The sequence below is a fragment of the Castellaniella sp. MT123 genome, from assembly GCF_039614765.1.
Taxonomy (GTDB): domain Bacteria; phylum Pseudomonadota; class Gammaproteobacteria; order Burkholderiales; family Burkholderiaceae_B; genus Castellaniella.
Window position 1 is genome coordinate 1,381,697 of record NZ_CP154879.1, and the last position, 13,987, is coordinate 1,395,683.

The 13,987-nt window shown below is 61.6% G+C and carries 12 protein-coding genes; 3 read left to right on the forward strand and 9 right to left on the reverse strand.

The window, feature by feature from the left end; translation table 11 throughout:
* Positions 1 to 90: 90 nt before the first annotated feature.
* The 8 genes from ABCV34_RS06355 to ABCV34_RS06390 all read right to left on the reverse strand — a co-directional run bounded on the left by ABCV34_RS06355 (position 91) and on the right by ABCV34_RS06390 (position 9,446).
* On the reverse strand, positions 91 to 909 hold the full coding sequence (locus ABCV34_RS06355) for an ABC transporter permease (RefSeq protein ID WP_345798366.1): 819 nt from the start codon (positions 907 to 909) through the stop codon (positions 91 to 93).
* Between the two features lie 4 nt (positions 910 to 913).
* On the reverse strand, positions 914 to 2,149 hold the full coding sequence (locus ABCV34_RS06360) for an ABC transporter permease (RefSeq protein WP_345798367.1): 1,236 nt from the start codon (positions 2,147 to 2,149) through the stop codon (positions 914 to 916).
* A gap of 4 nt (positions 2,150 to 2,153) precedes the next feature.
* Positions 2,154 to 3,278 (reverse strand): ABC transporter ATP-binding protein, encoded by a 1,125-nt coding sequence (locus ABCV34_RS06365; protein WP_345798368.1) that lies wholly within the window; start codon positions 3,276 to 3,278, stop codon positions 2,154 to 2,156.
* Between the two features lie 25 nt (positions 3,279 to 3,303).
* Positions 3,304 to 4,356, reverse strand: coding sequence for an ABC transporter substrate-binding protein (locus tag ABCV34_RS06370; protein WP_345798369.1), 1,053 nt, complete (start codon positions 4,354 to 4,356; stop codon positions 3,304 to 3,306).
* Positions 4,357 to 4,637: 281 nt separating this feature from the next.
* On the reverse strand, positions 4,638 to 5,750 hold the full coding sequence (alr, locus tag ABCV34_RS06375; protein ID WP_345798370.1) for an alanine racemase: 1,113 nt from the start codon (positions 5,748 to 5,750) through the stop codon (positions 4,638 to 4,640).
* A 112-nt stretch (positions 5,751 to 5,862) separates the two neighbouring features.
* Positions 5,863 to 6,684: a GTP cyclohydrolase FolE2 gene (folE2, locus tag ABCV34_RS06380; protein WP_345798371.1), complete on the reverse strand. Its 822-nt coding sequence runs from the start codon at positions 6,682 to 6,684 to the stop codon at positions 5,863 to 5,865.
* 39 nt (positions 6,685 to 6,723) lie between these two features.
* The gene (locus tag ABCV34_RS06385; RefSeq protein ID WP_345798372.1) at positions 6,724 to 8,037 is read right to left on the reverse strand and encodes an MFS transporter; all 1,314 of its coding nucleotides are present in this window, start codon (positions 8,035 to 8,037) and stop codon (positions 6,724 to 6,726) included.
* A gap of 155 nt (positions 8,038 to 8,192) precedes the next feature.
* Positions 8,193 to 9,446 (reverse strand): M24 family metallopeptidase, encoded by a 1,254-nt coding sequence (locus ABCV34_RS06390; protein ID WP_345798373.1) that lies wholly within the window; start codon positions 9,444 to 9,446, stop codon positions 8,193 to 8,195.
* Positions 9,447 to 9,662: 216 nt separating this feature from the next.
* Here ABCV34_RS06390 and ABCV34_RS06395 point away from each other — a divergent pair, with 216 nt between their 5' ends.
* The 3 genes from ABCV34_RS06395 to ABCV34_RS06405 all read left to right on the forward strand — a co-directional run bounded on the left by ABCV34_RS06395 (position 9,663) and on the right by ABCV34_RS06405 (position 13,447).
* Positions 9,663 to 10,706, forward strand: a complete 1,044-nt coding sequence (locus ABCV34_RS06395) for a GlxA family transcriptional regulator (RefSeq protein WP_345798374.1) — start codon at positions 9,663 to 9,665, stop codon at positions 10,704 to 10,706.
* A 199-nt stretch (positions 10,707 to 10,905) separates the two neighbouring features.
* Positions 10,906 to 12,180: a serine hydroxymethyltransferase gene (glyA, locus tag ABCV34_RS06400; RefSeq protein ID WP_345798375.1), complete on the forward strand. Its 1,275-nt coding sequence runs from the start codon at positions 10,906 to 10,908 to the stop codon at positions 12,178 to 12,180.
* Between the two features lie 7 nt (positions 12,181 to 12,187).
* Positions 12,188 to 13,447, forward strand: a complete 1,260-nt coding sequence (locus ABCV34_RS06405; protein ID WP_345798376.1) for an MFS transporter — start codon at positions 12,188 to 12,190, stop codon at positions 13,445 to 13,447.
* Here ABCV34_RS06405 and ABCV34_RS06410 read toward each other — a convergent pair.
* Positions 13,436 to 13,966, reverse strand: coding sequence for an SCP2 sterol-binding domain-containing protein (locus ABCV34_RS06410; RefSeq protein ID WP_345798377.1), 531 nt, complete (start codon positions 13,964 to 13,966; stop codon positions 13,436 to 13,438). The genes ABCV34_RS06405 and ABCV34_RS06410 overlap by 12 nt on opposite strands.
* Positions 13,967 to 13,987: the final 21 nt, after the last annotated feature.

A 13,987-nucleotide genomic window follows, 5' to 3' on the forward strand; every position in this document is an offset into this window, starting at 1 on the left:
CCGGACGCCGCGCGCTGGCCCGGGCCGCGCGCGACTATCCGGAGCGACGGTTCTTCACCAGCGGGGATCGAACGGTGGTGCTGCCAGTACTTACATGGATGACTTCGGCCGCTGCCGCGTCAGCAGGGTCAGTGCGATGAACAGCAGAATGGACAAGCCCAGCAGCAGGGTGGCAGCCGCCATGATCGTCGGATTGATCTGGTCCCGGATACCCGAAAACATCTGGACGGGAAGGGTCCGTTGCTCAGCCGCGGTCATGAACAGCGCCACCACAACCTCATCGAACGAGATCGCGAAGGCGAAGATCCCACCCGACACAACCCCGGGGAGGATGCTGGGCAAGGTCACGCGAAAGAACGTCGACAAGGGAGACGCGCCCAGGCTCAGCGCCGCCCGCGTCAGATTGGTGTCATACGTGGACAAGGTCGCCGTCACCGTGATGACGACGAATGGCGCAGCCAGCGCCGTGTGTGCGAGAACCAGGCCCGTGCGCGTGTTCGTCAGCCCGAACTGCCCGAAGAACAGATAGCTGCCCACCGCGACAATAACCACCGGGACGATCATGGGTGAAATCAGCAATGCCATGATCAACCGGCGCGCCGGGAAATCGGGCCGCGAAATTCCCAGCGCCGCCAGCGTGCCCAGCGTCGTCGCCAACACGGTAGTCAGCACCGCCGTGATGGTGCTGTTTACGATGGCATTCATCCAGCGGGCGTTGCCGAAGAAATCGGCATACCAGCGCAAGGAATACTCCTGAACGGGCAAGGTGAAGAAAGGATCCTTCGAAAAGGACAGCGGCACGACGATGAAAAGCGGTGCAATCAGGAACAGCATCACCGCGACGGCAAACGCGACCACGAAGATGCGCGGTAGGCGCTCCGCGCGCGTTGCATAGGAAGGCAGCCACATGACGTTACCCCAGCTTGATTTTGTCGGCGCCCCCGACCAGGCGCAGGAAAGCGACGTAAACCACCAGCGTCGCGACCAGCAAGACAACGCCCAGCCCCGAGGCCAGGCCCCAGTTGAGATCACGATTGATGAAGTCGGCAATAAAATTGGACACCATCTGGTCGCGCGACCCTCCCACCAAAGCCGGTGTGATGTAGTAGCCCAGGGACAGGATAAACGTCATGAGGCATCCGGCAACCACGCCAGGCAAGGTCTGCGGGGCATAGATGCGCCAAAACGCGGCAAGAGGTGGCGCCCCCAGCGAACGAGCGGCTCGCAATTGAGTGGTCGAAATCGAGCGCATGACACTATAGATCGGCAAAATCGTGAAAGGCAGCTGGATATGGGTCATCGCCGTGACCGTACCGACCCGCGTGAAGATCAACTGCACTTTTTCGCTGACCAGATGCAGGGAGAGCAACACGTCATTGATGACGCCGTTCGACTGGAGCAGCACGACCCAGGCCGTCGTACGCACCAGCAGCGAGGTCCATAGCGGCAGCAGCACCATCAACATCATGACGGCGGCGATCCCCCGGGGTGCGATCGTCAGTACATAGGCCACTGGATAACCCAGAATCAAGGTCAGAAGAGTGACTAACGCGGCGATGTAAAAGGTCCGCCCAAGGATGTCGACAAATACCGCCTGATCGCCAGCCACCCGGCCGACTGAGGCATCCAGGTTTTGCTGCAGGTCCAGTGCACGTAACAGATAATAAGGGGTGAACGCTGAACCGCTGCGCTTGATGATGGTCCAGACGGCTGGCGACGCCCAGTCCTTGCTGAGCCCTAGAAATCTTTCCTTATATGGCCCCGACTCAACTCTTTCAACCATCCGCGCTGCTGTTAATACACGGCTACGCATTCCTGAAATTTCATAATTGAGACGCTTGCCAAGCAGTGCCGCGGTGCTATCATTTTGGGCCGCCCTGAGATCGACAGCGAGCGCATCGTAGATTGGTTCATCAGACACGGAAACCCCATCCCAGCTTTCTAAAGCTACCAAAGTGCGGGGCAATACTTGGCGGACCTCGGGATTGGCAACGGCCGTCGTCAGCAAGTACAAGATCGGAACGACAAAAACGATCATCAGAAATGCGATCAAGGGCAGTGCCAATGATAGCGCGGCACGGCGGGCAGGCTGTTCGGCGCGCCGCACTGCCTTTGAGACATCGATGTTCGCAATCACAGCGGCTGTCATGTCTTTATGCCTCCAGCAGCTGGCAATCGGCAATCCCACAGTCGAGGGCGACCGGCTCTCCAGGCACAAAATGGCGAGCTTCACGCGCGGGGATGCGGGCGGTCAGCATCTGGCTGCCGAAGGCCTTAATCGACAAGCGCATGTGATCACCCAGGAAGAAGACTTCATGAGCCTCTCCGATAATCCGGTTGCCTTTCCCGCACGGCTCGCCGCTGGCTAGTGTCAAGCTTTCCGGTCGGACGGACAGACTGACGTCATCAGTCGCACCCGACAGTCCATGTCCCATCCCCTTCAGGATCGTACCGTCGGGCATTCGCACCACCGCCAGATCCCCTTCGTGCGCGACCAGGGAACATGACAAGGTATTGTTTTCACCGATGAACGAGGCGACGAAGCGATTCGACGGCTGCTTGTAGAGCATCTCCGGTTCCGCCAATTGCTGGATGCGGCCATCATGGAAGACCGCGATCCGATCCGACATAGTCAGCGCCTCGGACTGGTCATGCGTGACGTATACCATCGTGATACCCAGAGAGACCTGGAGCCTTTTGATCTCGATCTGCATATGCTCGCGCAACTGTTTGTCGAGGGCGCCCAACGGCTCATCCATCAATACCAATGAGGGCTCGAACACCAAGGCCCGCGCCAGCGCCACCCGTTGCTGCTGTCCTCCGGAAAGCTGCGCCGGCTTGCGATCCCCAAAATTCCCGAGGCCGACACGGCCAAGTGCCTGCCGCACCGTCGCAGCAGCGTCGGCGCCCTTGATGCCGCGATAGCGCAAGGGAAACGCGACGTTCTCCGCCACAGTCATATGTGGAAAAAGCGCATAGTTCTGGAACACGAAGCCAATATTGCGCTTCTCCGGCGGCAGCCGTTCGACGGGCTTCCCGTCGAGCAGGATGCGCCCGAGCGTCGGTCGCTCAAACCCCCCTAGCATCATCAATGTCGTCGTCTTGCCAGAGCCCGAAGGCCCCAGCATGGTCAGAAATTCTCCTCGGCGCACGGACAGATTCAGTCCGGAGACGACGAAATTGACACCATCATAGGATTTCTTGACTTCCTCGAACCGGACCAGCGCTTCAGCCGACCTGCTCGGCGCCGTCGATCGCATTTCCCCGGGATGACCCATAGCTAGCCTCCATCGATCAACAGCATCACTGTGCAATCCACGTTGTGAAGCGACGGCGGATTTCATCCCCATGATCAGCCCAGAAACCGTTATCGAGCGTCAGGGCGCCGGTCATGTTCCGGGGACTCGTGGGCAGATTTGGAGCGACATCCCTGAGCACGAACCGCGCCGCAGACTTACGCACCGGACCATAAGGAATATATTGCGAAACACCGGCGAGCTCTTTGGGCTCGATCGCATATTTGATGAAGGCCAGGGCGCCCGCCTGATTCTTCGCCCCCTTCGGGATGACCCAATAATTGGAATCGAGAATCTCATGATCCCACACGATCTTGAAATTCTTGCCTTCCTTGTTGGCGTTATAGATACGCCCATTCCATGCCGTCGTCATGACCACTTCGCCGGAAGCCAGCAACTGCGGCGCCTGGGCACCGGCTTCCCACCACACGATGCTGCTCTTGATCGTATCGAGCTTCGCGAACGCCCGATCGACGCCCTCTGGTGTGGATAATGTTTTGTAGACCTGATCAGGCGCGACGCCATCGGCAAGCAAGGCAAATTCGAGGTTGGTCGCCGGATTCTTCCACAGACCGCGCTTGCCTGGGAATTTGGTCGTATCGAACAGATCCTTGATGGCCGTCGGTCCATTGGCCAGCCGGGCACCGTCATACGCCAGGGTGGTCGCGTAAACGATGGTCCCAACCCCGCACTTGGACGTGGTGCCATCAAGCCAGTCGTCCTTCGGACCGATCTGCGCCCAGTCGATCTTCTCGAAAATGCCCTCGTCGCATCCCTGCAGCAGCGTTGGCGCATCCACGTCGACGGCGTTGAGCGTGACATTGCCAGATTCGATCATGGCCTTGATCTTGGCAATCTCGCCGCCGTATTCCTGCTCGATGATCTTGATGCCGGCCTTGGCGGTGTACGGTTCGAAGACCGCCTTTCGCCAAGCCTGTTGATATGCGCCGCCGAAGCTCATGACTGCCAGCTCTTCCTGCGCCAGCGCGGGCTTCGCACCGACTGCGGCCAGCGCCGCCAACGAAATGACCAATAGACTGCCCGTAAAGCGATGTTTCATCTTCACACTCCCTAACAGCAGTTAACATGAGCACCGGCCGACCGGCGCACCATGCGGATACGCCCGCCACGGAGATGGCTCGGCGCCATCATCCGAATCAGACGGAGGATTTTTGTCAGTGAATCAATCCGCTAAAGCAGCGCGGGAAAATCGGGAATCAGCCACAGTTGTCTCCGTGTCTTTTGAATCGTTTTAATTATCTGTAGGAACCATCCTAAGGGCTCCGGTTGCGGGGCTCGTTGTCGGAAACGACATCAAATTGTCTGAAAGCGAACCGGCGCCTACCGGATGCGGCGCGGGACACGATGCGTCAGCCCCGCCAGCAGATCATTGGCGATCGTGCTGGACGACCAGGCGACCTCATCCACCGAGGGCCCGCCATCCCCCCACAAGATGACCGGCGACCCGATGTCCGCGGCTGGCACGGGATCCAGGTCCACCGACAGCATGTCCATGGAAACCCGGCCCACCAGCCGGGTCCGGACACCGGACACTGTCACCGGGGTGCCGGTAATGGCGTGGCGGGGATAACCATCGGCATAGCCACAGGCAACGATCCCGACCCGCATATCGTGATCTGTCCGGAATGCGTGACCATAGCCGATCGCCTCGCCCGCTGGCAGCACATGGACGCTGATCAGTTCAGAGCCAAGCGTCATAGCCGGAAGCAGCCCCAGGGAGTCGGCATCCCGCCCCACATACGGAGACGCCCCATACAGGCAAATCCCCGGCCGCGCCCACTGGTCTTCCCCCGGCACCCGGGCGGCCAGGCCTGGCGCAAGGACCGCCGCCGAATTGCAGACACTGACCGGTCCGGGCAGTCCTGCGGCGACACGGCTGAAGCATTCCAGCTGCGCCCGTGTCACGGCCAGGTCGTCATCGGCTCGGGCAAAATGCGTCATCTTGCCGACCAACCCCAGGACGCCGGCGCTTTGCAGCGCCCGCGCCCGGTCGAATGCCCCACGGTATTCCCCTGGCTGAAATCCCAGCCGGTGCATGCCCGAATTGAGCATGACATGGGCGTCGATGGCGGCCGGGCGTGGATACGCCGCCAGCATGTCCATCTGAGCATGACAGTGGACAACCGTACCGATCCTGTAATGGTCCAGCACATCCAGGTCGCGCGGCTTGAAGAAGCCCTCCAGCAGCAGGATGGGCCGCTGCCAGCCCAGCTCGCGGCACTGCACCGCCTCGTCGAGATCCAGCAGCGCCAGACCATCGGCGGCGGCGAAACCGCGTACGGCGGCTTCCAGGCCATGGCCATAGGCATTGGCCTTGATGACCGCCCAGATGCGTGCGGGCGCGGGCGCGTCGTCCGCCAGACGGCGGGCCACGCGGTTCAGATTGTGCGCCAGCGCGCCCACATCGATCGTTGCCAGAATAGGACGTGGCATGACATCCTCGCAAAAAGTGCGGGACAACCCCGGTGCCCCGCAACCCGCACTCCCGGAGGCTTTCCGGATTCTCCAGACGCCAGACTGGGCAACCAGCCCGCCCAGTCCTCGGTCATCGAACGTTCGCGCTGTTCACCATGGCATACGCCGAGTGATTGTGGATCGACTCGAAGTTTTCAGCCTCCACCTCGTAGGATGCCACGTCCGGCAGCCTCTGCAACAGGACAGCCACGTCGCGTACCAGGTCTTCGACGAACTTGGGATTCTCATAGGCATGCTCGGTGACGAATTTTTCATCCTCACGCTTGAGCAGGCTCCATAGCTGACCGGAGGCCTGCGCCTCCACCCCGCGGATCAACGCATCCAGCTGGGCTGCCACAGGGGTGTCGTAGTCCAGGCGGACCTGCACATGCGAGCGCTGGTTGTGCGCCCCATACTCGGAGATCGCTTTGGAGCAAGGGCACAGGCTGGTCACAGGCACCTGGACGCACTGCGAAAAACGCGCTGGTGCCCCCCGCGAGGCGTGGGCCATCCAGAGGACCTGATAATCCATGAGGCTGTGCAAGCCGGACACCGGCGCCGCCTTTTCCAGGAAATAGGGAAAACTGGCGGTCAAGTCGGTGCTCTCCACACCCAGCCGGTCGCACACAGCCTGCGCCATGCGGCAGAAGCCATCCGGGGACATCGGCGTGTCACGCCAGGCTTCCAGCACCTCAATGAAGCGCGACATGTGGGTACCCTTGTCCTCGGCGGGCAAGGCCACGGTCATTTCCCAATGCGCAACGACTTGCTGCGGCTGGCCGGCCGACATGGCCAGCCGCAGCGGATAACATACCCCTCTGACACCGACCCTTTGAATAGGGACCCCGCGAGTATCCGGACCGCTCTGCACGTCCGGCATCGAGACCGCCATAGGATCGAAAAGAGTATTCATGTGCTTTCTGCTCAGTCCACGAATCGTCGAAACGAATCCCTAATCCGCGAGCGGGTCACGCGAGGTCTCCTTGCTCATCGCCATCGCGACCAGCGCAATGCCCGCCGCCGCCACGAGATACCAGGCAGGGGCCAGCTTGTTGCCCGTCAGATGGATCAACCAGGTCGCAATGAACGGTGCAGTCCCGCCAAAAATCGCATTGGCCAAATTGAAGCTAAGTGCAAAGCCGCTGTAGCGCACCCGGGTTGGAAAGATCTCCGATAAAAAACACGGCAAAGTCCCGTCGTTCATGGTCAACATGGCGCCAAACACGATCTGGATCAGGACCATGCCCAGAAAGCCCACGGACGCCAGACTGCTGAACAGCGGCACCGTCAACCCGATGAAGGCGATCGACGCCAGAATCAGCATCGTCTTGCGGCCCCAACGATCGGACAGGATGCCCATCAGGAAGATGAAACCGATATAGGAAATCAATGCGATCGTCGTCGCCATAAAGGACTCTGTTTCGCCAACCCCCAGCTCAACAGCCAAATACGTGGGCATGTAGCTCAAAATGATGTAAAAGCCCACGGCATTGAGCATGGTGACGCCGATCGCGATCACCAGGGCGCGGCGATGCCGGGACAACAGCAGGCTGACCGGCGCATGGGACACTTCACGCGATTCTTCCATTTCACGGAACTTGGGCGAATCTTCGAGATGGATCCGGATATAGCGGCCGATGTAGCCCAGAGGCGCCGCCAGCAGAAACGGCAGGCGCCAGCCATAGGACTGCATCTGCTCCGGGGTCAGAAACAAATGCATGCCAGAGACCATCAGCGATCCCAACAGCAAACCGGCGGCCGTACTGGCCGGGACGATGCTGGCGTACAGGCCGCGCTTGTGAGCGGGCGCGTATTCGACCAGAAACGCCGAGGCGCCCGCATACTCGCCCGAGGCGGAAAATCCCTGCACCAAGCGCAAACCCAGCAACAGAACGGGTGCCCAGACGCCGATCTGATTGAAGTCCGGCAAAAGGGCAATGGCGAACGTTGCCAGGGACATTATGATGATCGACAGTGACAACGCATGCTTGCGGCCGATCTTGTCCCCATAGTGGCCCCAGAACACGCCACCGATGGGCCGGACGATGAAGGACAGCGCAAAGACCCCGAACGTCGCCATCAAGCCGGCGGTCGGTGAAACATCGGGGAAAAAAACGGCTGCGATGATGGTTGCCAGATAGGCATAGGACGCGTAATCGAACCATTCGACAAAGTTACCGATAAAGCCGGCAGCGGCAACCTTGCTAATGACGCGGCGCTCACCAACGCCAGGCATGATGCCCGCGTGGACGGTGGCAGAATTCATTGCTGTCTCCATGGGCCGTCCTTCCAGCCGATCCTTTCCGGACCGTACCGAGTGGACGTGCTCCTTTATTGGTATAGCGGCAAATCATGTAAATCCGTGGGGCATGAGGCGCCGATCCGAAGCATACCGGGAACGGCCCCTCATGCAACAGCGGATCAGCGCTTCACGATGTTGTGTTCCGGACCGTACGGGAACTTGGTGATGTTCTCGGCCCCGTCGGCCGTCACGACCAGGATATCGTGCTCGCGGTAGCCGCCGGCGCCCGGCAGACCTTCGGGCAACATCAGCATCGGTTCCATCGAGACCACCATGTTGGGCACCAACACCGTCTCGATATCCTCGCGCAGTTCCAGTCCGGCCTCACGCCCGTAATAGTGGGACAAGACACCGAACGAATGGCCGTAACCGAAGGTACGGTATTTCAGGACATCATGCCGATGGAAGATCTCGTTCAGTTCCGACGCGATGTCGCAGCAGCGGGCGCCCGGGCGGATCAGTTTCTGACCGGCCTCGTGCACTTCGACGTTGATCTCCCAGATGCGGCGGTGGGCATCCGAGCACTCCTCGGCGAACAATGTGCGCTCCAGTGCCGTGTAGTAGCCCGAGATCATCGGGAAGCAATTCAGGCTCAGGATGTCGCCACGCTGGATCCGGCGCGACGTCACCGGATTGTGGGCGCCATCGGTGTTGAGGCCGGACTGGAACCACGTCCAGGTGTCCATCAGCTCGGCATCCGGGTAAGTGCGGGCGATCTCGCGCACCATGGCCTGTGTCGATGCCAGCGCCACTTCGTGCTCGGGCACGCCCACGGCAATGGCGTCACGGCAGGCGGCGCCGCCGATGTCGGCGATCCGGGCGCCATGCTTGATCAAGGCGATTTCCTCGTCGGATTTGACCATGCGCAGCCGCATGCAGGCCTTGCCGATGTCCACCAGTTCGCTACCCGGCAGGGCGGCGCGCAGTTTGTCCAGGTTTTCCGCCGTGACGTGATCGAGTTCCACCCCGACCCGCTTCTTGCCCTTCAGCAGAGTCTGGACCGCATGGAAATAGTTGTCACGCTGCCAATCCGTGTAGACGATGTTGTCGCCGAAGCTGCGGCGCCCCGGCTGGCCGGCGTCGATATTGGCGCTGATGGTCGTGTGCTTGTCTTGCGTGAGCGCCAGCCCATAAAAGCGCCCGAAGTGGCAAAATAGAAAGTCGGCGTAGTAATTGATGTTGTGGTACGAGGTAAACAGGACGGCATCGATGTCGTTGGCAGCCATGTGCGCGCGCACAGAATCGACGCGCCGCTGCATTTCGGCAGCCGAAAAGGTCGGCTTGGCGCGCGGGCCGTTGGGGATCTGCAGCAGGCGCGTTTCGCGCATCTGCTGGGCTGCTGTGGCGGCATTGGAAAATTGCAGACTGCTCATGGGGATGTCTCCTGTGATTGGCATCGGCTTTTGAAATGACCACGCGGTTGTCCGCGTTCGTGCAGACCATCTTAGAGACCGCGCGCCGCATGCCTTTTTTCAGAAGCGACCTTTAATTGCCTGGAAACGAAGATCCGCGCCGAACAAGACGGATCGACAATAAAAACACCCTTTCAATCTGAAAGCGGAAGCACTTTTTGGACGGAGACAAGCAGGATGGATGTCCCTTCGGTTCAGGACGCCTCGCATGGGCGCCCAGTCCCGGACACGCAGCACTACGGTTTTTTGCTGGTTCCCGGATTTACGTTTATCGGTTTTTCCTGCGCGTTGGAACCCCTGCGCATGGCCAACCTGGCTAGCGGGTGTCCGCTGTTCCAGTGGTCCACGATCAGTCTGGATGGCGCACCGGTCCAGGCCAGCAACGGGATCCCCATCCAGCCTGACCACGCGCTGGACGACGCGCCCCCATTCGATACCCTCTTCGTCTGCGGCTCCAACCCGATCCCAGCCCGCATCGACTCGCATTGCCTGAACTGGTTGCGCCATCGTGCGCGCCAGGGAACGGTCCTGGGCGGTATCTGCACGGGTAGCTACTGGCTGGCACGGGCGGGCCTGCTGAACGGCTACCGTTGCACTCTGCACTGGGAAGACACCGAACGGCTGCTGACCGACTTTCCGGAAATCATCGTCTCCAAACGCATTTACGAAATCGATCGGGACCGCTATACCTGCAGCGGCGGGATCGCGCCCGTGGACCTGATGGTCGCGCTCATCGGCCAGCGGACCGGCAGCCACGAGATCGCCGCCAAGGTCTCCGAACTGATGGTCTGCGAACGGATCCGCTCCACCCAGGATCCCCAGCGGATCCCACTGCGCCAGCAACTGGGTACGGGCCAACCCAAACTGACCGAGGTCGTGACCCTGATGGAAAACAACCTCGAAGAGCCCCTGACCAAGGAAGAACTGGCCCAGTTCATCCAGGTCTCGGTGCGCCAGCTCGAACGCCTGTTTCAAGAACATCTGAAATGCACGCCCAATACCTACTACCTGGAATTGCGGCTGCGGCGGGCGCGGCAGCTGCTGCTGGGCTCGGAACAATCCATCATCGACGTGGCGGCCGCCTGCGGTTTCGTGTCGGTGACCCATTTCACCCACCGCTATCGGGACTACTTCGGCACAACACCGGGCCGCGAGCGCCGGATCGGCCATCCGGCGCATGATCCGGCGCCGGCCGGCCGGCCGCCTGCCCGGGTATCCTGACCAGCCGCCAAACCCCATCCGCCACGGCACTCGCGTCCCAGTACTATGGCGCGAACATACAAGCGGAAAACACAGTTTTCCCTAGAATAAGCATCGAGCGAGACAGCCGGAGGACCCGGCGGATTCCGCCGACCCCGGCCAGCCTCGCAAGCGCGTCGAATGCGCTCACGACAATACCTGACTCACCACAGGAGACACCATGTTTTCAGACAATCAACGGATCCAGGGCTTTGACGATACGCTGTGGGCGGCCATCGAAGCCGAACACCAGCGCCAGGAACAGCACATCGAACTGATCGCCTCGGAAAACTACACCAGCCCCCGGGTCATGCAGGCCCAGGGAACCAAACTGACCAATAAATACGCCGAGGGCTACCCGGGCAAACGCTACTACGGCGGCTGCGAATATGTCGACGTGGTCGAGCAGTTGGCCATCGACCGCACCTGCGAACTGTTCGGTGCCGATTGGGCCAATGTGCAGCCCCATTCGGGCTCCCAGGCCAACGCGGCGGTCTATCTGGCCTTGCTGCAACCCGGCGACACGCTGCTGGGCATGAGCCTGGCTCACGGCGGACACCTGACCCACGGCGCCAAGGTCAGCTCCTCGGGCCGCTTGTACAACGCCGTGCAGTACGGCCTGGACGAAAACGACCGGATCGATTACGACGAGGTCGAGCGCCTGGCCCTGGAGCACAAGCCGAAGATGATCGTGGCGGGGTTTTCCGCCTATTCGCAGATCCTCGATTTCCCGCGTTTTCGCCAGATCGCCGATCGGGTGGGCGCCCTGTTCATGGTGGACATGGCGCATTTCGCGGGCTTGGTCGCCGCAGGCCTGTACCCCAGTCCGGTCCCCCACGCCGACATTGTCACGACCACGACACACAAGACCTTGCGCGGTCCCCGGGGCGGTCTCATCATGGGCCGGGCCAACCCCGACATCCAGAAGAAAATCCAGTCGGCCGTGTTCCCCGGCGCGCAGGGCGGCCCGCTGATGCACGTCATCGCAGCCAAGGCAGTCGCCCTGAAAGAAGCCATGCAGCCGGAATTCCGCGAATACCAGCAGCGGGTGCTGGACAATGCCAAAGCAATGGCCGAGGTCTTCGTCGCCCGGGGCCTGCGCATCGTCTCGGGAGGCACCCACGATCACTTGTTCCTGGTGGACCTGTCGGCCAAGGGCATCACCGGCAAGGCCGCGGATGCGGCTTTAGGCGCCGCCCACATCACGGTCAACAAGAACGCGGTACCCAATGATCCACAGCCGCCGTTCGTCACCAGCGGCATCCGGGTCGGCTCGCCGGCGATCACGACCCGCGGTTTCCGGATCGAACAGGCACGCGAGCTGGCTGGCTGGATGTGCGACATCCTGGACGACCTGGACAATCAGAAAACCATTGCCCGGGTTCGCGACCAGGTGATCGAACTGTGCCAGCGATTCCCGGTGTATCGCACCAGCGTCGAGACTGTCGCGGCATGATGTCGTCATGACCCCCAACCCGGCCGCCACCACGGACGAGCCCCACAGCGTCCGCACGCAGGCGCTCTTGTGCCTGGCTCTGTTCGCGGCGGCCTACACGGCGCAGACGGTCTCTCCGGTGATGCTGTTCTACACCATCGATCTGCGCCTGTCCACGACAGATCTGACCCTGTTCTTCACGGTCTATGCCGCGGGTCTGATGCTCGCCTTCCTGATCGGAGGCCCCCGATCGGATCGTCACGGCCGCAAGGCCGTCGTCCTGCCCTCGGCGGGCCTGCTCCTGCTGGCCGTGCTGGCCTTGATGGGCGCGACAGTCGGGGGCAAGCCGATGATCCTGGCCGCGCGATTCATCCAGGGCGTTGCCAGCGGCGCCATCTTCACCGTCGGTACCGTGTGGCTGCGCGAAATGGCGGGTACCCGCAACGCCACGCGTGCCTCGATGCTGGCCAGTGGCGTCATGGCGTTCGGCTTCGCCATCGGGCCGTTCGTCTCGGGCGTGCTGGTCCAATGGCTGCCCTGGCCGCGGCTGTTGTCGTTCATGATCGCGCTGGCCATGGTGGGGGGCGCCATCCTCATCCTTCGAGCCTTGCCGGAAACCCTGACCGAGGGCCGGGCTTCCCGAGTGCAAATCGGCCTGCCGCCGGGAACCGCCACGGGGTTCTTCTGCTACCTGATCCCCTGTGGACTGCTGGTCTACACCTTCACGATGCTGTCGCTGATCGCTTTTCCCATCCAGTTGGGCAAGGCGGGATTCGCACAGATCTATTTCATCCTGGGGCTCAGCGCCTTGATCGTGCAGGGGTTTGCCGCATTGGCCACACTCTGGGCGATGCGGCTGGGGCCGACTCAAGCCGGCTGGATAGCGGGCCTGTGCGGCGCGATTGGCTGCGCCCTGGGTTATCTGTCGGTTCAACCTGGCGGCTGGCTCTGGGTCCTTCCGGCCTCGGCCGCCATCGGCCTGGCCAACGGCCTGTCCATGGCTTCGGGGGTGGCGGTGTCGGACCGCCTGGCACCCGCCGGTCAGCGGGGAGCCTTGATTTCGATGTTCTATGTCGTCGTCTACCTGGGCTATTCCAGCCCGACGCTGTTGTCGCTGATCTGGGGCAAACAGACGATGGAACGCGGCGACACCCTGATCGTCCTGGGTGCCTTTGCCCTGGCCATGACCGTCGTCATCACCACGGTCGGCCGGCGGGCCATCCGCAGCCACCCGGCCAACGCGCCCGCGAACCATGCGACGGCTGCGGCGACCTCGTCAGATGCCTGAATTGACGCCTGAGGAATGCCGTTGAGGGCGGGACTGGACCAACGCCCCCACCCGCCGGCGCAACCCCGCCAGCGCATCGCGCAGGACGACCTTGGGATGAAAGACCGCCATATCGATGGAATCCAGGGTGTTCTTCACCATCAGCCCCAGTTCGGTATCGCCTTCGATGACCAGACGGCGGCTGAAGAAGAGCGTGTCCGGATCTTCCAGACGCTGCAGCAGGCGGTAGAAATCCCAGGCGTCGGCCCGGATGGTCAGGTCCGGTTCGGCATTGCCATGCTGCGCGGCACGAAACGCACCGGCGCGCCAGGTGTAATCGAAGCGCACATGAGCATCGACGACGTGGATACGCAGGGACCGACCTTCCAGCATGTGCAGGGTGTCGGGATGCAGATGGCGTGCCAGCATCAGGTTCAGGCCGGCAACGAACAGGATGGAGCCCGGATAGCGGGGCAGGCGCTCGAGCGCCTGGGCCAGCGGTTCGGGGACGCGATAGGTGGAAGTCGAAGGATTCTGCATAACCTTGCCTTATCAAAAAAA

Coding starts and splice junctions, on each gene's coding strand:
- ABCV34_RS06355 (WP_345798366.1), bottom strand. CDS start 909: ATGTGGCTGCCTTCCTATGCAACGCGCGCGGAGCGCCTACCGCGCATC.
- ABCV34_RS06360 (WP_345798367.1), bottom strand. CDS start 2,149: ATGACAGCCGCTGTGATTGCGAACATCGATGTCTCAAAGGCAGTGCGG.
- ABCV34_RS06365 (WP_345798368.1), bottom strand. CDS start 3,278: ATGGGTCATCCCGGGGAAATGCGATCGACGGCGCCGAGCAGGTCGGCT.
- ABCV34_RS06370 (WP_345798369.1), bottom strand. CDS start 4,356: ATGAAACATCGCTTTACGGGCAGTCTATTGGTCATTTCGTTGGCGGCG.
- alr (WP_345798370.1), bottom strand. CDS start 5,750: ATGCCACGTCCTATTCTGGCAACGATCGATGTGGGCGCGCTGGCGCAC.
- folE2 (WP_345798371.1), bottom strand. CDS start 6,684: ATGAATACTCTTTTCGATCCTATGGCGGTCTCGATGCCGGACGTGCAG.
- ABCV34_RS06385 (WP_345798372.1), bottom strand. CDS start 8,037: ATGAATTCTGCCACCGTCCACGCGGGCATCATGCCTGGCGTTGGTGAG.
- ABCV34_RS06390 (WP_345798373.1), bottom strand. CDS start 9,446: ATGAGCAGTCTGCAATTTTCCAATGCCGCCACAGCAGCCCAGCAGATG.
- ABCV34_RS06395 (WP_345798374.1), top strand. CDS start 9,663: ATGGATGTCCCTTCGGTTCAGGACGCCTCGCATGGGCGCCCAGTCCCG.
- glyA (WP_345798375.1), top strand. CDS start 10,906: ATGTTTTCAGACAATCAACGGATCCAGGGCTTTGACGATACGCTGTGG.
- ABCV34_RS06405 (WP_345798376.1), top strand. CDS start 12,188: ATGACCCCCAACCCGGCCGCCACCACGGACGAGCCCCACAGCGTCCGC.
- ABCV34_RS06410 (WP_345798377.1), bottom strand. CDS start 13,966: ATGCAGAATCCTTCGACTTCCACCTATCGCGTCCCCGAACCGCTGGCC.